This window comes from Pseudomonas sp. GM48 (assembly GCF_000282335.1).
GTDB lineage: Bacteria > Pseudomonadota > Gammaproteobacteria > Pseudomonadales > Pseudomonadaceae > Aquipseudomonas.
In genome coordinates this window covers 56,247-74,191 of sequence record NZ_AKJM01000058.1, presented here as the reverse complement: position 1 = coordinate 74,191, position 17,945 = coordinate 56,247, and the positions used below count along the sequence as shown (strand labels likewise).

Annotated in this window: 18 protein-coding genes and 1 pseudogene; 15 read left to right on the top strand and 4 right to left on the bottom strand. The window is 56.9% G+C overall.

What is annotated here, in order from left to right; genetic code table 11:
• The 6 genes and pseudogenes from PMI28_RS17580 to PMI28_RS17600 all read left to right on the top strand — a co-directional run.
• On the top strand, positions 1 to 431 hold a 431-nt coding region (locus tag PMI28_RS17580; RefSeq protein WP_007985676.1), incomplete at its 5' end, for an aldehyde dehydrogenase family protein.
• 159 nt (positions 432 to 590) lie between these two features.
• A pseudogene (locus PMI28_RS29555) lies at positions 591 to 951 on the top strand (4-hydroxy-2-oxovalerate aldolase); the annotation flags it as partial.
• A 98-nt stretch (positions 952 to 1,049) separates the two neighbouring features.
• Positions 1,050 to 1,814, top strand: coding sequence for an SDR family oxidoreductase (locus tag PMI28_RS17585; protein ID WP_007985675.1), 765 nt, complete (start codon positions 1,050 to 1,052; stop codon positions 1,812 to 1,814).
• A 75-nt stretch (positions 1,815 to 1,889) separates the two neighbouring features.
• On the top strand, positions 1,890 to 2,354 hold the full coding sequence (locus PMI28_RS17590; protein ID WP_007985674.1) for an SRPBCC family protein: 465 nt from the start codon (positions 1,890 to 1,892) through the stop codon (positions 2,352 to 2,354).
• A 54-nt stretch (positions 2,355 to 2,408) separates the two neighbouring features.
• On the top strand, positions 2,409 to 2,801 hold the full coding sequence (locus tag PMI28_RS17595) for a nuclear transport factor 2 family protein (RefSeq protein WP_007985673.1): 393 nt from the start codon (positions 2,409 to 2,411) through the stop codon (positions 2,799 to 2,801).
• A gap of 103 nt (positions 2,802 to 2,904) precedes the next feature.
• Positions 2,905 to 3,813 carry a LysR family transcriptional regulator gene (locus PMI28_RS17600; RefSeq protein WP_007985672.1) on the top strand — a complete coding sequence of 303 codons (909 nt, stop codon included), beginning with the start codon at positions 2,905 to 2,907 and terminating at the stop codon, positions 3,811 to 3,813.
• A gap of 31 nt (positions 3,814 to 3,844) precedes the next feature.
• Here the strand turns inward: PMI28_RS17600 and PMI28_RS17605 are convergent, their stop codons facing one another.
• Entirely contained in the window at positions 3,845 to 4,753 is a 909-nt protein-coding gene (locus PMI28_RS17605; protein ID WP_007985671.1) for a LysR substrate-binding domain-containing protein, read from the bottom strand.
• A 142-nt stretch (positions 4,754 to 4,895) separates the two neighbouring features.
• Here PMI28_RS17605 and PMI28_RS17610 point away from each other — a divergent pair, with 142 nt between their 5' ends.
• From PMI28_RS17610 to PMI28_RS17620, 3 genes are read left to right on the top strand one after another with little or no spacing between them, the layout of a single operon-like run.
• A complete protein-coding gene (locus tag PMI28_RS17610; protein ID WP_007985670.1) occupies positions 4,896 to 5,660 on the top strand; it encodes an SDR family NAD(P)-dependent oxidoreductase in 765 nt (254 codons plus the stop codon).
• Positions 5,661 to 5,680: 20 nt separating this feature from the next.
• On the top strand, positions 5,681 to 6,496 hold the full coding sequence (gene aroE, locus PMI28_RS17615; protein ID WP_007985668.1) for a shikimate dehydrogenase: 816 nt from the start codon (positions 5,681 to 5,683) through the stop codon (positions 6,494 to 6,496).
• A 56-nt stretch (positions 6,497 to 6,552) separates the two neighbouring features.
• Positions 6,553 to 7,995, top strand: coding sequence for an MFS transporter (locus PMI28_RS17620; protein ID WP_007985666.1), 1,443 nt, complete (start codon positions 6,553 to 6,555; stop codon positions 7,993 to 7,995).
• 12 nt (positions 7,996 to 8,007) lie between these two features.
• Here PMI28_RS17620 and PMI28_RS17625 read toward each other — a convergent pair whose 3' ends face one another.
• On the bottom strand, positions 8,008 to 8,946 hold the full coding sequence (locus tag PMI28_RS17625; RefSeq protein ID WP_007985665.1) for a LysR family transcriptional regulator: 939 nt from the start codon (positions 8,944 to 8,946) through the stop codon (positions 8,008 to 8,010).
• 179 nt (positions 8,947 to 9,125) lie between these two features.
• On the opposite strand from PMI28_RS17625, the gene PMI28_RS17630 reads away from it, so the two are divergent.
• A complete protein-coding gene (locus PMI28_RS17630) occupies positions 9,126 to 10,001 on the top strand; it encodes a LysR family transcriptional regulator (protein ID WP_007985663.1) in 876 nt (291 codons plus the stop codon).
• On the opposite strand, the gene PMI28_RS17635 is transcribed toward PMI28_RS17630, so the two are convergent.
• Positions 9,964 to 11,325 carry an MFS transporter gene (locus PMI28_RS17635; protein WP_007985661.1) on the bottom strand — a complete coding sequence of 454 codons (1,362 nt, stop codon included), beginning with the start codon at positions 11,323 to 11,325 and terminating at the stop codon, positions 9,964 to 9,966. The genes PMI28_RS17630 and PMI28_RS17635 overlap by 38 nt on opposite strands.
• A 103-nt stretch (positions 11,326 to 11,428) precedes the next feature.
• On the opposite strand from PMI28_RS17635, the gene PMI28_RS17640 reads away from it, so the two are divergent.
• Positions 11,429 to 12,325, top strand: coding sequence for a LysR family transcriptional regulator (locus PMI28_RS17640; RefSeq protein WP_007985659.1), 897 nt, complete (start codon positions 11,429 to 11,431; stop codon positions 12,323 to 12,325).
• 55 nt (positions 12,326 to 12,380) lie between these two features.
• Here the strand turns inward: PMI28_RS17640 and salA are convergent, their stop codons facing one another.
• On the bottom strand, positions 12,381 to 13,643 hold the full coding sequence (gene salA, locus PMI28_RS17645; RefSeq protein WP_007985657.1) for a salicylate 1-monooxygenase: 1,263 nt from the start codon (positions 13,641 to 13,643) through the stop codon (positions 12,381 to 12,383).
• A 131-nt stretch (positions 13,644 to 13,774) separates the two neighbouring features.
• Here salA and PMI28_RS17650 point away from each other — a divergent pair, with 131 nt between their 5' ends.
• The 4 genes from PMI28_RS17650 (at position 13,775) to PMI28_RS17665 (ending at position 17,911) form a co-directional block, all read left to right on the top strand.
• Entirely contained in the window at positions 13,775 to 14,704 is a 930-nt protein-coding gene (locus PMI28_RS17650; protein WP_007985648.1) for a LysR family transcriptional regulator, read from the top strand.
• Positions 14,705 to 14,899: 195 nt separating this feature from the next.
• A complete protein-coding gene (locus PMI28_RS17655; protein WP_007985646.1) occupies positions 14,900 to 15,664 on the top strand; it encodes an SDR family NAD(P)-dependent oxidoreductase in 765 nt (254 codons plus the stop codon).
• Positions 15,665 to 15,850: 186 nt separating this feature from the next.
• On the top strand, positions 15,851 to 16,798 hold the full coding sequence (locus tag PMI28_RS17660) for a SphA family protein (RefSeq protein WP_007985642.1): 948 nt from the start codon (positions 15,851 to 15,853) through the stop codon (positions 16,796 to 16,798).
• Between the two features lie 168 nt (positions 16,799 to 16,966).
• On the top strand, positions 16,967 to 17,911 hold the full coding sequence (locus tag PMI28_RS17665; RefSeq protein ID WP_007985640.1) for an alpha/beta fold hydrolase: 945 nt from the start codon (positions 16,967 to 16,969) through the stop codon (positions 17,909 to 17,911).
• The last annotated feature ends 34 nt before the right edge of the window (positions 17,912 to 17,945 follow it).

The following is a 17,945-nucleotide window of genomic DNA, read 5'->3' as shown; positions in this document are numbered from 1 at the left end:
CCAAGGTGCAAGAGCACATTGCCGACGCTGTTTCCAAAGGCGCCACCGTGCTGTCCGGTGGCAAGTCGATGGAAGGCAACTTCTTCGAGCCGACCATTCTGACCAACGTGCCGAATAACGCGGCCGTGGCCAAGGAAGAAACCTTCGGTCCATTGGCGCCACTGTTCCGCTTCAAAGATGAAGCCGAGGTGATCGCGATGTCCAACGACACCGAGTTCGGTCTGGCCTCGTACTTCTACGCTCGTGACCTGGGCCGTGTGTTCCGTGTAGCTGAAGCCCTGGAATACGGCATGGTCGGCGTCAACACCGGGTTGATCTCCAACGAGGTCGCGCCGTTCGGTGGCATCAAGGCCTCGGGTCTGGGCCGTGAAGGCTCCAAGTACGGCATCGAAGATTATTTGGAAATCAAATACCTCTGCCTGGGCATCTAAGCTCGGTAAAGGCATTGCTTCAAGCGCAAAGGGCACGAGAGCGCTGTCCCTTTGCGCCGCTTCAAACGGACCTATCCTTTGTGGCCGGGAACGCTGTAGCAGTCGATCATCGCATGCTGCCGCAGTTGCTTCCGCGCCGCTTAATCCTTGAACCACGCCCCCCATGCGAAGACGGGTATCCATGCCCACCACAACCTGAGCTTGGCCGTTGCCAACTCCATCGTCGCGGTGGTCAGGGTTGTGATCGCGTTGACGCCAGTCTGGCTGGAATGGGGGCCGGTGCAGGCAACACACCATTGGAGGTGTTCATCGCCGCAGCCGAGCGCCTGGGCTGGAACCATAGCACCGGTCTGTACACCCTGATGGATGCCGCCGATGATTCCTTCGCCATGCCGAAGCGGCTGCCCAGCGCTACGGGTTGCGTACCGTCGACATCCTGGTCGAATTGGGTCGGCGAAAAATGGTCGGTGGGCAAGAGGACATGATCGTCGATGTGGCGCTGGATTTGACCCGCCGCTAATTGGTGCAACAGCGCAACAGTCTTTGGTGGTTTTACGGGATTCCCGATCGTTGCCCCGGTAAATACAGTAAGTGGCATTACAAAACGAGAGTGTGGATATGAGCAACCTTGACGACCGGAACATCATTGTCACTGGCGCCTCAGGCGGTATTGGCCGTGCTTCCGCACTGGCTTTTGCCAAAGCGGGCGCCAGAGTTGTGCTGCTTGATCGCGATGCCCTAGGCATCGAAGAAACCGCCAGCGCTGTCACGGCTGCCGGTGGCAAGGCTTATTCAATCATCTGCGACGTTACCGACGAAGACGCTGTGGCCGCAGCAGTCGATGATGTCGTCACTCGATTTGGCCGTCTGCATGGCGCGTTCAACAATGCAGGGGTCGAGCAAAGCAATTTGCCTCTGCATGAAATTTCGTCTGCGGCGTGGGATCGCATTATCCGCATCGACCTGACCGGTGTTTTTTACTGCATGAAGCATCAGATCCGGGCCATGTTGAACAGTGGCGGTGGCGCCATCGTGAACACCGCTTCGTCCCTGGGCTCGGTAGCGATTGCCGCTGCCTCGGACTATATCGCTGCCAAGCATGGGGTGGTCGGTTTGACCAAGGCCGCCGCCGTCGACTACGGCACCCTCAATATCCGGGTCAACGCAATCATGCCAGGCATCATCGAAACGCCGATGATCGTGCGTGCGAGCGAAGAGCCGAATTTTGCCAAACAGTTCGCTGCATTGCGCGAACGACACCCTATCGGTCGTTTCGGAAAACCGGAAGAAATCGCCAAGGCTGCGCTATGGCTGCTGTCCGATGACGCCAGTTTTGTGACCGGAACGGCAATGGCCGTAGACGGTGGTTATCTCACCGTTTGAGCCCCCCTGACAGACTGTCCCTGACACTCGACAGGGAGTCGGTCACTTTTGAACCTGAAACCCCGGAGTACCCCCATGATCAATGTAAGTCGTCGCTTGAAAGTCAATGCCCCTGAGGAGTCGGGCGGTGTGAACCTGAACCGCAGCCAGGTATGGGAAGGGTTGGTGAGCAAGGCTCGCAATGCGGTGCCGTTCGTTGATGCCATTACCGAATGTAATGTCGTTGAGGACCAGGGCAATACCTTTATCCGCGAAGTGGTGCTTTACGGTGAGCGCCTTCAGGAAATGGTCCTTCTTACTGAAGAGCAGCAAGTCGAGTTCGTGCGCCTCTCCGGTAATGCCCGTGGTGTGATCAAGAACGTCATCGAGGAAGAGGATGGCGAACTGTACCTGCGCTTCTCCTTCGATTTCTCCCTGCCGGGCGTATCGGCAGGCAGCGAGAAGGAAGTCGAGTTCTCAACCGGCATGCAGACGTCCTACCTGAGCGCCGTGCGATCCACCCTGCAAGCCATCCGTAACAAGGTCAGCAAAGCGGCATAAGATTCACCGCAGCGACCAGAAATGAAAAAACAAAAACAAGAAATGAGGCGTGCAATGAACCATGAATTGACAGGTATGTTTGAAAGTGTCGATCGGATGTCGGTCGAAGGTTTTTTGAGTTATCTGACCGATGACGTCGTGTTTCGGTTTGGCAATTCCCCGGAAGTAGTGGGGAAAGAGGGTGTCAGGGCGGCGATTGAGTCATTTTTTACCCAAATAGCCTCGCTGGAACACATTCTTCAAGGCGTGTGGAGCGAAGCCAACACGACAATCATGCGTTTTGATACCTATTACACCCAGCATGACGGCACGATTATCAATGTTCCTTGTTGTGTCGTTGTTCACTTCAATGCTTCCCGATTGATCATTGATTATCGAATACACATTGATATTTCGCCCCTGTACAGCAGCGCATCTGCTGGTAATGTTATCCAAGCGTCTGCATAACCACTCATGAGTGCCAGTTGAACTGCACTTGCCAGTCGAAGCCCACGCCGCTTTGCTGGCGAGTGCAGTGTTTTGGTTTGCGAATTTCAGTCAAGGCATTTCGATGAAGGATTTGAATCTGCTCTATACCTTTGAGGCATTGTGGCGAGACCACTCAGCTTCCATTGCGGCGCAGAATCTGGGTGTTACGCAGGCAGCCGTCAGCGGTTCACTAAAACGGTTGCGAAACGACTATGGAGACAGGTTGTTTACGCTGGTCGGTCGCCGAATGGAGCCCACACCGTTTTGTGTCCATATCGCGCCGCGACTGTTGGCATCCCTTGCGATGGTCAGGGAGGCTGGATGCCAAATGCCGGTGTTTGATCCGAAAGGTTGTGAAAAATCATTCATCTTTAGAATGCGCGACATTGGCGAGGTCGTTTGTTTGCCACCCATCTTGAGCGAATTGTCCAGGGTTGCACCTAAAGCGCGGATACACACCGTTGTGGGTGGGATGGATGAGACGCTCAATGGCCTGTCCACTGGCAGGATAGACCTGGCGCTCGGCTTTATGCCGACCCTTCAGACTGACATTCACCGAACCCCAGTTATTTCTCAGCATTACGTCTGTGCCATGCGCAAAGACCACCCCTTGGCCCATCGCGGCTTGAGCCTTGAAGCGTTTGTCACCAGTGAGCATTTGTTGGTGGAATCCGGGGGTAGCGGCCACCAGGCACTGGAGCGTGCCTTGATCGATGCGGGCGGCAGAGACTGCATTAAAATGCGCACCCCTCAGTTCTTGTCTGGTCCGCACTTGCTGCTCGATACCGACATGATATGGACGCTGCCTATTGCCTTGGGTAAAACCCTGGCGCGCTTTTATCCTCTGGTCATACACCCTCTGCCTCTGCAAATACCCTCGTTCGAGATTGATCTGTATTGGCATGACCGATTTCACCGAGACCCTCAGAACAAGTGGTTGAGGGAAATGGTCGGCCAGGTCCTGCGCAGCCAACAATCAGCCTGGCAATAGTCGCTTTCAGAGGAAACCTCGGCCATCTTCCCTACAGCCCCTGAGTAAGTTCAGGACTCGACGCGGGATAGAGTTCGTCGAGCACCTGCATCAGCGCGCGCTTGCGTGGATTTTCCAGACCGGTCCAGGCCACGCCGATGCCAGCACCGCTCATGGCCAGTGTCAGTGGCCGGGTCACGACTCCGATTGGCAGCGCCGATGCGGCACCGCTCGGCAGGATGCCGACGCCCAGGCCGGCGGCCACCAAGGCCAACTGGGTGGTGAACTCGCCCATCTCCCGGGCAATCGTCAGGGTGATCTTGCGTCGGTGAAAACCCGCCAGCATCTGGTCATACAAACCGGGAGCGAACTTGCGCGCCAGGACCAGCATCGGGCACCCGAGCAGATCCTGAGGCTTTATACGACGCTGGGGGCACAGCGGATGGTCTTGCGGCAGCGCCACCACCAGCGATTCCTCGAAGAGCAGGCGCGTGTGCACGCCAGGAACATTCAAGGGCAGGCGTACCAAGCCAAAATCCAAGGCATTGTCCAGCAAGGCCCGGGCCTGTGGCAGCGAAGGCATGTCCTTGAGTTCCAGTTCGATACGCGGGTAGCGCGCCTCCAGCGTACGCACGAGCACCGGCAACAAGTGCGACAACGTTGAAGACACAAATGCCAGACGCAACACTCCGACTTCTCCGGCCGCAGCCTGCTGCAACACCTCTCTCGCGCGCCCGGCCTGGCGCAGGGTCGCCAGGGCCTCGGGCAGAAACAGCGCCCCCTCCTCGGTCAACTCGACCCGGTGCCGGTCACGCTCGAACAATTGTGCCCCGACATCTTCCTCCAAGGCACGTATTTGCGCACTCAGGGCCGGCTGGACAATGTGCAGGCGCGCCGCCGCGCGACCAAAGTGCAGCTCTTCGGCCAAGGCCGTAAAAGCGCGCAGATGCTTGAGTTCCACTTGAGGCTCCTGATTGGCTACAGCGTGCGTGGTGATCACGAACGGTGATCACAGTATCACCATAAACCATTGGCACGCCCGGGCGGTAGCGGTTGAAAGTGAGGTCATGGCCCATTGGTAAATCCAGGACAGGGAGACACACATGATCGATAACTTTCGCCTGAACCGGCGTCGGGCGCTGATCACCGGCTCAGTGCGCGGCATCGGCTTGGCCTTGGCCCGTGGACTGGCACAGGCGGGCGCTCAGGTGGTGCTCAATGGCCGTGATGCCGAACGCGCGCAAAGCGCCTGCGCGCTGTTACGCGATGAAGGCCTGGACGCCGAATACTCGGTGTTCGACGTGACCGACCACCAGGCCGTCGCAACCGCCATCGATGTGCTGGAAAACCGCGTGGGCCCGATCGACATTCTGATCAACAACGCCGGGCTGCAGCATCGTCAGGCGCTTGAAAACGTCAGTGAGCACGACTGGCAGCGGCTGATGAGCACCAACCTCGATGGCGTATTCAATGTGTCCAAGGCGGTGGCCCGACACATGATCGCTCGCCGGCGCGGCAAGATCATCAACGTGGGCTCGGTGCAATGCGAACTGGCGCGACGCTCCATCGCGCCCTACGCCGCCAGCAAGGGCGCCGTGCGCATGCTCACCCGTGGCATGTGTGCCGACTGGGCCGGTCATGGCCTGCAGGTCAATGCCCTGGCCCCCGGCTATTTCCAGACCGAGCTGAACCAGGCACTGGTCGACGACCCGGCTTTCTGCGAGTGGCTGGTGCAACGCACGCCTGCCGGGCGCTGGGGCAATGTCGAGGAACTGTGCGGCGCGGCAGTTTTCCTCGCCTCGCCAGCGTCCGACTTCGTTAACGGCCAGACACTTTTCGTCGATGGTGGCTTGACCAGCGTCGTCTAACTCTCGTGAAGGACACCCACATGCCTCAATCCCTGCCAACCCTCTGCGGCTCAATCATGGCTTCGCCTTTTTCACTCTCGGCAAAGATCCATAACGCCGCCTACATGGCCCTGGGCCTGGACTACACCTTTGTCTGTTTTGGCGTCGAAGATCCGGTTGCCGCCGTGGCGGCGATTCGCGCCCTCGGGGTGCGCGGCATGAACGTCTCCATGCCCTATAAAACGGCGGTGATGCCTCATCTGGACAGGATCGACGAATCGGCCCAGGTGATTGGCGCGGTCAACACCATCAACAACGTCGACGGTGTACTGACCGGCTACAACACCGACTACCTGGGCGCCGTTCGCGCCCTGCAGGAAGTCACCGAACTGCGCGACAAGCGTATCGCTGTGATCGGTGCCGGCGGCGCTGCTCGTGCGGTGGTCTACGGTTGCCTGCAAGAGGCGGGGGAGGTCACGGTGTTCAACCGCAGTATCGTACGCGGTGCCGCCCTGGCCGAGGATCTGAGTGCCTGCTGGGGTGGCAGCGTCGAGGCGTTCACGGCCGAGGCTTTCGATATCGTCATCAACGCGACATCCGTGGGCTTCAAGCAGCCGGACAGCAACCCGCTGGACGGTCGTCTGGCCAGTCACCTGATTGTCATGGATGTGGCGTTCATGCCGGTGCAGACCGCTCTGCTGCTGCAAGCCAAAGCGCTGGGTTGCAGCACCGTGGCCGGCACCCGCATGTTGGTGCACCAGGCTTGTCGGCAAATCGAGTTGTACACCGGGAAAGATGCACCCATCGACATCATGGAGCAGGCCATGCTCCAGGAAATCCGGCGGTTGAAACTGTAAGCAACCCAACTACCTGTCAATAACAAGATGCCATAAAGGCACCTGGAGGTACCCAGATGACTCACGATCATTCTCCATCCGACATCGCTCTGACTCCTGACGCGCGCGAGCGCAAGAAAGACTTGCACCGTGCAGCCTGGGCCTGCTCCCTGGGCAGTGCCCTGGAATACTACGACTTCGCGCTTTACACCCTGGCCTCGGCGCTGATCTTCGGGCCGCTTTTCTTTCCGGAACAGACCCGCGCCATGAGCCTGATCGCCAGTTTCGGCACCTACTTCCTGGGCTTTGCGATACGGCCGCTGGGCGGCGTACTGTTCGGCATGATCGGTGACCGCGTCGGGCGTAAGTTCGTACTGGCGTCGACGGTGCTGTTGATGGGCATCTCCAGCACCCTGATTGGTGCACTGCCAACCTTCCATCAGGTCGGCTACCTGGCACCGGTACTGCTGGTGATCCTGCGTTTGCTCCAGGGTCTGGGCGCCGGTGCCGAACAGGCTGGTGCTGCGGTGATGATGACCGAGTACGCTCCCGAGGGCCGGCGCGGTTTCTACGCCGCCTTGCCGTTCCTCGGCATCCAGTTGGGCACCATCCTCGCGGCGCTGGTGTATTTCCTGGTGGTCACGGGCAATGACAACGTCATCGAGAGCGGGCTGTGGCGATTGCCATTCTTCAGCAGCGTGGTGATCGTCGCACTGGGCCTGTACATGCGTCTGTCGCTCAGGGAATCGCCGACCTTCATCCGCCTCAAGGCGCTCAAGCGCGTATGCGTCAACCCGCTGAAAAGTGCCATGGAGCACTCCAGGCCAACCTTGCTCATCGGTATCGGCCTGCGCCTGGGAGAAAACGGTGGTTCATCGATTTACCAGGCCCTGGCTGTGAGCTACATCGTTGGCGTGGTCGGTCTGCAAGGTCCGGTGGGCGTGCTGACCCTGATCTGCGCGGCCAGCCTCGGCGCGATGACCGTGCCGATGGCCGGCAAACTCAGCGACCGTTTTGGTCGTGTCGTGGTCTACCGGGCCTTCGTGCTGCTGCAACTGGCACTGGCCTTCCCGGTGTGGTGGGTACTCAGCCTGGGCAACGTGGCGGCGAGCATCGTAGCCATCTCCATCGCGCTGGGCATCGGTACCTGGGGCATGTTCGGCACCCAGGCGGCGCTTTTGCCTGAGCTGTTCGGCTCGCGTCACCGCTACATGGGGGTGTCGATCGCCCGGGAAGTGTCGGCAGTGATCGCCGGTGGCATTGCGCCGATGATCGGTGCCGGCATCATCGGCCTGGTCGTGGCGAGCCACGATGGCGACGCCAGCGCCGGTGTCAAAGCCTGGCTGCCGATTGCCTGCTACCTGACCCTGCTCACATTGATCACCCTGTACACCACGTTCAAGACCCCGGAAACCCTCAACCGCGACCTGGACGAACCTCGTGATGCCTGGGAATTAGCCAGAGCCGGAACGGCGATACCTATCCAGTCCAGAACCAGCACACTCACACGTCCAGCGTGACCTTTGCCTTCATCAAACGACCCTCTCAACGGTGATGCTTCGCTCCTGGATGCTTTGGGGTAAATGGAGGCTCAGGTAGTCGATCAGGCTACGAACAGAGGGCAACATCCCCTTCGGTTTGGGGTAGAGCAGATGGATGATATGTGTTGCACCGGTCCAGGAGGGGATGACAACTTCCAGAGCCTTCGCGCGCACAGAGGCTGCAGCTATGGGCTCTGGCAACAGGGCGACGCCTAATCCATTGACGGCGGCCTCCAACTGCATACGTAGGTCATCACATATGAGACGTGGCTGGTGGCTGACCAGCAGCTCTTCGCCTGATGAACTGCGCAAGAGCCAGCGGCCGACGCCATCATGGATGTCACCAGGACGTGAAAGCGTCTCGATTTCCGAAATGGCCTTGATCGTGGCGGGCCGTCCGACACGATCGAGAAAGCGCGGACTGGCAACCAGAATCTGCCTGGTTGCGCCTAATTCCTTTGCGACCAATCCGGCCGTTTCTTCAATCCGGGCACGCGATCTCAAGGCCACGTCGAAGCGTTCCTCAAAGAGGTCGACCTCACGATCTACCGCATTCAACTCAAGCCGTACCTTTGGATATTTTTCCATGTACCCAGGCAGCAGGGGGGCCAAATAACTTTGCGCCATGACCTGAGGACAGCTCAGCCGTACCAACCCGACGGGCTCACGTCGAAGATGCTCCACACTTTCATAGGCGGTGTGTGCACCCTCGACCACGGGTTGGCTGAGCGTAAAGAAATGATGGCCAGCTTCGGTCAGCGAAACCTGGCGCGTTGTGCGATGTAACAGTCTCGCCCCCATTCGCAATTCCAGATCGGCGACATGACGACTGAGCAACGTTTTTTCAATTCCCGTTGCCCGTGCCGCAGCCGAGAACCCTCCATGTTTGACCACCAGTACGAAGTAATAAAGGTCATTAAGGTCTTTCATGCAGTTGACGCTCTCCTACGGGGGCACTGTTGAAACCGTCAACGGCACCGGCGCTGTACTGATTGAGTTCGAGGCGTGTGGAATGGCTTCGAAGGCTGATATAGCTATCATTCATCAAACTTTATTCGGGATAAACTGGCTATAATTGAATTAACTGATCCACAGATGGAGCAATCAATATGGAACTTCTGAACGACATGGCGTTGTTCGTCGAGGTCGTCAAAGCCCATAGCTTTCGCAGGGCTGCAGAAGCGATGGCGATGCCCAATTCGACCTTGTCGCGACGCATCAGCGGGCTTGAAAAGGCCATTGGCTTGAGGCTGTTAAATCGCACCACGCGCAAGATCGAATTGACCGAGGCGGGGCAGTTGTACTTTGACCGATGCAAGCGAATCGTTGACGAGGCGCGGTTGGCGCACGAGCAACTGGGTGAAATGCTTGCGCATCCAAGCGGCCTTTTGCGCGCGTCACTGCCTGTGGATTTCGCCAACATTTACCTGGCACCACTCATTGCCGAGTTCGCTCGACGGTACCCAGGCATCAGCTTTGAATTCGACCTTACTCCGCGCCAGGTCGACCTGGTCAGCGAACCCGTCGATGTGGTTATCCGCATGGGCGAGCCGGCAGATTCGAATCTGATTGCACGCAGGCTGGCGACCCTCTCTCGTCGTTTATATGCCTCGCCTCGCTATCTGGAACTCAATGGAGAGCCCAGCCATCCGGCTGAGCTGGTAAACCACGAATGCCTGCGACTGCGAAAGGCTGGCAAGTGGCAACTCTCCCATGCAGGCGAAGTGGTTGAAGTCGAGGTGGGTGGACGGTTTCAACTCAATAGCGTCGGGATGCTTCGGCGATTGGCGACACTGGATCTGGGGATAGCGCTGCTGCCTGAAGGCATTGCCGCGGACGATCTGCGCACTGGCTTGCTGCAACCGGTACTGCCCCAATGGCACGCCAATCCGATCCCGGTGTATGCCCTCACTGAAACCCGGCTTTTGCCCGCAAAAACTCAACGTTTCATTGAGTTTCTGCGTGAGCACCTTGAGCACGCTTGACTGGCTGAGTCCGGCGAGTGCTGAGCCAATAAAGGCCACCTATTGCTGTCGCGCCGATCAGCACAGGAAGCGCCAACCAATGGAAGAAGACCTGTGATGTGCCCGCGGTGGAAATAAACCAGGCGCCCAGCATCGAGCCGACAATTGAACCGCAGCGGCCAACGGCCATTGCCCAACTCACCCCGGTCACCCGGGCGGCGGTGGGGTACAAGGTGGCTGACACCAGGTTGAGTCCGTTTTGAGCACCGGCTACACCGAACCCGATGAGAAATACCATGGCGGCCAGCTGATAGGGATCACCCATCAGATAGCCCGTGACAGCAATGACCACAGCCGTCACCGAGTACGAAAGGGTCAGCACAGGGTAGGGACCGACGCGATCCATCAGCAGGGCCATGAGAATGGCGCCGACGGTACCGCCCAGCGGCACCATGGCGCCAATACGCGAAGCGTAAGCGATATCGTAGCCGGCCTCTTTGAGCAGGGTAGGCAGCCAACTGGTCAGCAGATAAAACACAAAGAGCGAGCAGAAGAAGGTCATCCACAGCAGCAATGTTCGAACCAACCGACCGTCGATGAACAGGTGCGAGATCGGCGACCTGACCTGGGCCGGGCGCTCGTCATCGAGGATAGTTACGCCGCACCAGTTCCTTCTGGTGATGCGTTCGACCACACGGCGCAAGGCGTCGGCGTGCCTGGTCGAGGATGCCATGAACCGAACCGACTCGGGCATTAGCCAGGCCAACACTGGCAGTAACGCTAGCGGCATGACGCCACCCAGCACCAGAACGGAACGCCAGCCGAATGCCGGAATCATCTGTGCGGCGAGCATGCCGCCCAAGGCAAGGCCAGCCGTGAAGCCACTCCAGCTCAAGGTCACCATGATCATGCGCCGGCGTGCAGGGGAATATTCGGCGCTCAAGGCAATGCACGCCGGCATCGCTCCACCCAGGCCGATGCCAGTGATGAAACGCAATACCGTAAGTGACTCGATCGAATGGGTAAAGGCGCTGGCCAGGGTGGCGAGACCAAACACCAGCACTGAAATCAGTAAAACGCGTTTACGCCCGAAGGCATCGGCGACCGGTCCCAGTATCAGGCTGCCGACCATCAGGCCGAACAATCCAGTCCCGAAAACAGGTGACAACTGGGCAGGCAACAGACCCCATTCTTCGCGCAGTGACGGAGCGATATAACCAATGGCTGCGGTATCGAAACCATCCACCAGGACGATGAGGAAGCACAAGGCAAGGATGACGATCTGGTACGGCGAGATCTTCGCGTTATCGATGATCTCGCCAATTCGGGCGTTGTCAGGGTTCATGCGGCTACCTTTTATTTTTTTTATCTGGACGGGATCGTCGCCAAGCGCATTAAATAAAGGAAGCCAATTCTAATTATTCAAGCTATCTGGTTTTGTTATATCTATGCGCACCGACCTCAACTTGCTCCGCGTCCTGCTGGCCGTTTATGAAACCGGCAATGTCACCGCGGCGTCGAAGCGGCTAGGCATGAGCCAACCCGCAACCAGTGCTGCACTGGCCCGCCTGCGTCACTCACTGGGCGACCCGCTGTTCATTCGCTCGGGCAACCTGATGGAGGCGACGCCACGTGCGCAAGGCATCATTGAACGCACCCGCGAGGTGATCGAAATCATTGACCGGGATATCCTCAGCGGCCCGACTTTCGACCCTGCCACCAGCGAGCAGGAGTTCGTCTTTTGTCTGAGCGAAGTGGGTGAAGTGGTCTTTCTACCTGCGCTATTCCAAAGCCTGCGCAGCGCGGCACCGAATACGCGCATACGAACCGTCAGCCTGGCACCGGATGAGCTTGTGGAGAACCTGCATGAAGGCCGGGTCGATGCGGTGCTTGGCTATTTTCCCGACCTCACTACCCCCAACATATATCAGCAACGATTGTTCTCTCATGACCTGGTCTGCCTGATCCGCCTCGATCATCCGCTGGCAGGGGAACAACTGTCCCTGGAGGATTTCACCACACTGGAACATCTGCAGGTACGTGATGGCAGTCGTCGCCAGGAAATGTTCGAAGCCCACCTGACCAAAGCAGGTATCCACCGGAACATCGTGCTGCAGACGTCTCACTACATGAGTGTGCCATCGATCATCGAACGCTCTGATCTGATCGTGGTGTTGCCACGTACCGTCGCGAACATGTGCACGCATAATCTGAATGTGCGAATGGTTGAGCCTCCCTTGGACATTCCACGCTACGACCTCAAGCAGTACTGGCATGCACGCTTTCACGAAGCGCCGAGAAGTGTCTGGCTGCGGCGCTTGATCATGTCGGTATTTAATGGGTGACGTATCAGGTCAATCTGGAACGATTGACCTGGCAGAAGGGGCGAGAAAAACGCGTTTAGCAGAGTGTCAGGGCTTTTTTCACGTCATCGTCCAGACTATGTTGCCAAACCCAATCTAGGCGCTGTTCCAACGCGTCCTTCAATTTCCGGGAATCGCGACCAACGGTTGGGTTCTTGTATTCGTACAACTCACCGGCTTCCCAGGACGTGCGCTGAACGCGCGAGGCACGCTCGCGTCGGACCTCATCGTAGGCCGCCAGCAGTGCGGGTACATCCGCCGCTGAAGCCGCCTCGTTCGAAAGCAACTCTGCCAGGAAGTAAGCATCTTCGAGGCCCTGGCCTGCGCCAGCACCCTGGTGTGGCAGCATCGCGTGCGCCGCGTCGCCAATGAGTGCTACTCGCCCGTGGACATAAGTGGGTAACGGCTCCACATCGTGAAGGGCCCAAAGCGTCGGGTTTTCAATGCATTGAAGTAGCGTTTTTACGGCAAGCCCTGAGCTTTCAAAACTGTTCAGCATTTGCTCTTTCGAAGCCGCTTTCACCCATGGCATGTCGGCCGGCCAGGAGGGATGTTCGACATGGCGGTCGGACACAAAGGCAACGATGTTGATCAGACGCCCCTTTTTAACGGGAAACGTCAGGACGTGGGCGTCTTCGCTCAGGTACATCTGAGGCACGTTGAGTAAGTGATCATCCAGTGTTGCCGCACGATAAGCATCACGGAGTACCGCCGTTTCCACCAATCCCCTGAACGCTGACGTGCCGGTGAAGCGCGGCTTTACGGCTGAATGGCCAGCAGCAGCAAGCAGGGGATTACGCAGGGCTGATTTGATTCCGTCTGCGGCAATGACAACGTCGGCTGGGTAGGAGCTGCCGTCGGAAAACTTCAGTGATACTTCGTTATTGTTTTCTTCATAGCCGACGACTTGCCTGCCCAACGACGCAATGCCTTGCGGTAGGCGCTTGGCCAACAGATCGATGAAGTCGGCGCGATGGACAGATGATTGCCCTACGCCCGGCGCAACGCTGGTACCTATCAGTGAGGCATCGTGCGCATGACGCCACTCGAACCAGACGTCCTGCCAGGGGGCAGAAGTGCTGTCGGCAATTTCATGGTAGTCCTCGCCGATACCGAGCTGCTTGATAGCCTGTACAGCATTGGCGCCAAAAGAAACGCCGGCGCCGATTTCACCGAAAGCGGGGGCGACTTCAAACAGCTTGACGTGTGTAATTCCCTTTTTTATCAGGCCTAGTGCCAGGGCCGTCCCGGCAATTCCTCCACCCACGATGGCTACACGTAGCGCATGCTTGCGGTCCATTGAGTCACCTTTCTATTGTGATTATTGGTGGGCCATTTTTCGTAACTTTGATGCGCAGCGTCCAAGACTTTGTCCCTATGCACCATAGCCTCGCGGCTATACTAGGGAACCTCCCAGGTAGAAAGGCCGTCATGGACATCCGTCAAATCAAGCGTTTTATCGCGGTGGCAAGAACACGGAATTTCACCAAGGCAGCGCAGTCGCTGCACGTCGCGCAGCCGTCACTTAGCAAGCAGATCCATCTGCTCGAGGAAGAGTTGGGTTTTCAACTATTCCTTCGTGAGACACGCCCCATTCAGCTGACCCCGGCCGGTCAGCGATTCTATGAAGATGCCATAGCACTCGTTGGCAAATTCGAACAGATGACGGCAAATGCTCGTCAGACGGCCTTGGGCACACGTCAGACGTTCACGATCGGTTTCGTTGCCTCGGCCTTATATGGTGCCCTCCCGACGATTGTTCGCCGTTTGCGAAGAATTCGGCCGGACCTGGACGTGAAATGGGAGGAAATGACATCTGGTGAACAGATGGTTGCGCTACGGGAAAGGAAGATCGATGTAGGGTTTGGACGCATCCACACGGAGGCAGCCGAGGTCGATCGAATAGTGCTCAGAGAGGAGCGCCTTATGGCTGCCATAGCACCGGCCTTTGAGCTTGCTTCCATATCTACCCCTGTTTCACTAGCTGAACTGGGTGGCTGGCCGATCATTGTTTATCCCTCCCGATTCCATCCAAGCTTCGCTGATCAGGTGTTGAACATGATCAGAGCGAAGGGTGGCGAACCCTCGGAGGTACACGCAGTAGGCGATCTTCAGACAGCGTTAGGATTGGCGTCCGCGGAGTCGGGTTATTGCATCATTCCCGCCTCGGCTCGCCACCTCAGACGTGAGCTGGTTTATCGACTTGTAAGCGACAAAGAAGCGGTCTCACCGTTGATCATGAGTTACCGCCTTGATGATAACGATAGCGTCGTAGAACTCATCAAAGAGTTAACACGTACGTTGTACGCCGAAAAACCGGAGTGGTTAGAGCCGGAATATAACCGCATTTTGAATTTCTGACCCTGCCTGTTATTTCCCTTTTAGACCCTTTCACCGTGATTGGAGCGTGAACGCAACAGTCCTTGGTGATTTTCGTGCCTAGTCAATAGGTAGTGGTCTACCTAAAGTTCGGCAACTCATTAACCACCACGACTGATCGGGTGGGTTACTGCAATATCTGTTCTTATAAAAACAAGCAAGAATAACGGAGTGCTTATGAGTCATCGTCTGCAGGGTAAAGTTTGCATTATTACAGGCACTGGCGGGTCAATGGGGCGAGCGGCTGCATTAATGTTCGCGCAACAAGGCGCCAAAGTAGTGGGGTGTGACATATATCATGAGGCGGCTCAAGAGACGGTTGATGCCGTGAAATCCATGGGTGGGGAGATGGTCTCATTAAACCATTGTGACTTGACGAACCCTGCCAACTGCACCCGTCTAGTTGAATTGGCGGTGTCGGAATACGGGCGCGTCGATGTGTTATTCAATAATGCGGCGATGGCCTATTTTGGTTGGATCGATCAGATATCAGACGATGACTGGCATCGAACAATCAATCAGGAACTGAATCTTGTGTTCCATCTTGTACGTGCCGCTTGGCCGGAGTTAATCAAGTCCCCGGGCGCCTCAATTATTAACACCGCGTCGGTTTCGGCATGGTCGACCTACCGCATGCTCCCCGGAATCGCGCATAGCGCGGCCAAAGGGGCAGTGCTTTCCATGACCCGCCAACTGGCGCTGGAGGGCCGGCTCCATGGTTTGCGCGCCAACAGCATTTCCCCGGGGTTGATTGAGTCCAAGCAAACAATCCCGTTGCTGAAGGATCCCGAGTGGGCTGAAACGATGGTGGGCAAGGTGATGCTGGGGCGTTTGGGTAGGCCCGAAGAAGTTGCAGCCACCGCTTTGTTCCTGGCTTCTGATGAAAGCTCTTTTATCACGGGTACTGATATTCGGGTCGATGGTGGTACCACTGCCTGGTAACTCTACCTGACACGAAAACTAACTATTCAATTGGGCCTGCCTAAAACAAGGTGGGCACTATTGCCTCACAAATAATAAATACATCTAACAGGCAGGCCTTATTGTTTTTGTAAAGCGTTACATGTTGTTCTGTTTGTCCGCATGAATCTTCGTAATCAAAATAATAATCCATACGAGATCATCCTTATGTTGCGCGTAAAAACCTTGCTGCTCAGCAAAAGTTCTCCCTTGCTTTGCACGGTAACCATACTGCTGACCTGTGCCCAAACTCACGCTACCGAAAATAACGGAACCGCTTACCCACTCGGTCTTGATACCGTATTGGCTGGGCGAATGCCACCGCCAGGGCTGACTACTTTTTTTTACAGCTCCGCTTACGACTCGAATGAACTAAAGGGGGCGGATGGACACAGCATGGCGGGGATTGAAGACTTCAAACTCAGTTACCAATCGCTCGCAGTATGCCTGGACTACGTCTATTCCGACTACACCTTACTGGGCGCAACATTGGCCAGTCGTGCAGCGTTGCCCTATATCAAAGGGCAGGTGAGTTTTTATACAGAAACGCCCCAAGGACGTGTCCGAAACAGTGGTAAGGATGAAGGTTTCGCCGATTTGGCGTTTACACCACTGTTTCTCGGTTGGAGCTCTCCACGTTTTCATCAGATGTTGGGCGTGGATTTTTACGCGCCCACGGCATCGTATGACAAGGATCGCCTCTTCAACGTGGGAACCAATGTGTGGTCCTATTCCCCGTGGTACTCCTTCACGGCGAACCCGATAGAGGAGGTGGAGATAAGCGCCAAGATTCTCTACATGATAAACGACAATAATCGTGCGACTGATTACCGGTCTGGGCGCGAACTGAATGCTGACTACCATCTTGGCTACAGCTTGAACAAGAATTGGCAGGTTGGAGTCAGTGGGTATTTGTACAAGCAGGTGAGCGATGATGAAAGTCACGGAGAGTCGGTGGGGGAGGACGGGAACCGAGGTCAAATCGTTGCTTATGGCCCTGTTGTGAAATATCAAACCCCCGAGTTTGGCGTACTGATAAAATGGCAACATGAAACGCTTGTCGAAAACAGGGCTCGCGGCGAACGTCTCTGGCTCCAGGCGGTCATGCGATTTTAGGCCTGGCATACTGGCGTCATCCGCTGAGCAGAGGCGCCAGTCATGGCCCTTACATACCTGCGTCGAAATTGGTGCGCAAGCGCAACAGTCCTTGGTGATTACTTGCCTAGTCAGTACCTGACACCTCATTTATGGTCTGGTTAATTGATCAATCAGGTGGGCTTTGGGATGCTGCAAAAGGAACACTTCAAAACTCTGAGCGGCTTTGGCTCCGTGCATGGCGTACCAAAGCTGCCAACGGGTTTTGCTGACGTCTTTGATAGCTACGAGATCGCTGCCAACGGTGTGAAACTGCACGCTGTCATTGGCGGGCAGGGCAAGCCATTGTTACTGCTTGGGGGGTGGCCACAAAACTGGTTTGCGTGGCGCTACCTGATGCTACCGCTCGCTCGCACGTTCACCGTGATCGCCGTCGATCCGAGGGGCGTCGGGCTCTCGGAAAAAGCCCAGGAGGGTTATGACTCACGGACCCTGGCCCAGGACATGTTTGCGCTGATGGACGCCTTGGGGCATGAGTCATTCGCCATGGCCGGCCATGACATCGGCATGTGGACCGGTTACGCCATGGCGCACGATCAACCCGCCCGAATCGAACGCATTGCGCTGGGCGAAGCGCTTATTCCTGGTGTGTCGGACTCTCCGCCATTACTGCCCGAGCACCGCTGGCTCAGTGATTTTCTCTGGCATTTCAACTTCAATCGGGCGCTGGGCATCAACGAACAACTGGTCAGTGGCCGCGAAGAACTTTACTTCGGTCACCAGTTCGCAACCAAAGCAGGTTCGCCAGAGGCAGTGCCTCGTTACGCGGTTGATTTCTACATCGAACAACTCAAGCGCGATCCACAAGCGCTGCGGGCCAGCTTCGACTACTACCGTGCAATAGATCAGTCGATTCCACAGAATCAACAGCGTAAAGCCACGCGCTTGACGTTACCGGTTTTGGCGTTTTCGGGGGCACTGGCCTGTGGTGACAGCGTCGAAGCCGAGTTGCGCACAGTCGCTTCAAATGTCGAATCCGTGGTCATTGCAAATTGCGGTCACTATCCGGCGGAAGAACACCCGGAGGCATTGCTGGCCGCGTTTGAGGCGTTTTTCGCGCCCTATGCACAATGATCCACTGCCGTTTGGTGAGAAATGGTGAGTCCAT

What these genes read in the sequence shown, in the direction of transcription:
- PMI28_RS17585 (WP_007985675.1), top strand. Translation starts at nt 1,050, where the DNA reads ATGAGCAACCTTGACGACCGGAACATCATTGTCACTGGCGCCTCAGGC.
- PMI28_RS17590 (WP_007985674.1), top strand. Translation starts at nt 1,890, where the DNA reads ATGATCAATGTAAGTCGTCGCTTGAAAGTCAATGCCCCTGAGGAGTCG.
- PMI28_RS17595 (WP_007985673.1), top strand. Translation starts at nt 2,409, where the DNA reads ATGAACCATGAATTGACAGGTATGTTTGAAAGTGTCGATCGGATGTCG.
- PMI28_RS17600 (WP_007985672.1), top strand. Translation starts at nt 2,905, where the DNA reads ATGAAGGATTTGAATCTGCTCTATACCTTTGAGGCATTGTGGCGAGAC.
- PMI28_RS17610 (WP_007985670.1), top strand. Translation starts at nt 4,896, where the DNA reads ATGATCGATAACTTTCGCCTGAACCGGCGTCGGGCGCTGATCACCGGC.
- aroE (WP_007985668.1), top strand. Translation starts at nt 5,681, where the DNA reads ATGCCTCAATCCCTGCCAACCCTCTGCGGCTCAATCATGGCTTCGCCT.
- PMI28_RS17620 (WP_007985666.1), top strand. Translation starts at nt 6,553, where the DNA reads ATGACTCACGATCATTCTCCATCCGACATCGCTCTGACTCCTGACGCG.
- PMI28_RS17625 (WP_007985665.1), bottom strand. Translation starts at nt 8,946, where the DNA reads ATGAAAGACCTTAATGACCTTTATTACTTCGTACTGGTGGTCAAACAT.
- PMI28_RS17630 (WP_007985663.1), top strand. Translation starts at nt 9,126, where the DNA reads ATGGAACTTCTGAACGACATGGCGTTGTTCGTCGAGGTCGTCAAAGCC.
- PMI28_RS17635 (WP_007985661.1), bottom strand. Translation starts at nt 11,325, where the DNA reads ATGAACCCTGACAACGCCCGAATTGGCGAGATCATCGATAACGCGAAG.
- PMI28_RS17640 (WP_007985659.1), top strand. Translation starts at nt 11,429, where the DNA reads ATGCGCACCGACCTCAACTTGCTCCGCGTCCTGCTGGCCGTTTATGAA.
- salA (WP_007985657.1), bottom strand. Translation starts at nt 13,643, where the DNA reads ATGGACCGCAAGCATGCGCTACGTGTAGCCATCGTGGGTGGAGGAATT.
- PMI28_RS17650 (WP_007985648.1), top strand. Translation starts at nt 13,775, where the DNA reads ATGGACATCCGTCAAATCAAGCGTTTTATCGCGGTGGCAAGAACACGG.
- PMI28_RS17655 (WP_007985646.1), top strand. Translation starts at nt 14,900, where the DNA reads ATGAGTCATCGTCTGCAGGGTAAAGTTTGCATTATTACAGGCACTGGC.
- PMI28_RS17660 (WP_007985642.1), top strand. Translation starts at nt 15,851, where the DNA reads ATGTTGCGCGTAAAAACCTTGCTGCTCAGCAAAAGTTCTCCCTTGCTT.
- PMI28_RS17665 (WP_007985640.1), top strand. Translation starts at nt 16,967, where the DNA reads ATGCTGCAAAAGGAACACTTCAAAACTCTGAGCGGCTTTGGCTCCGTG.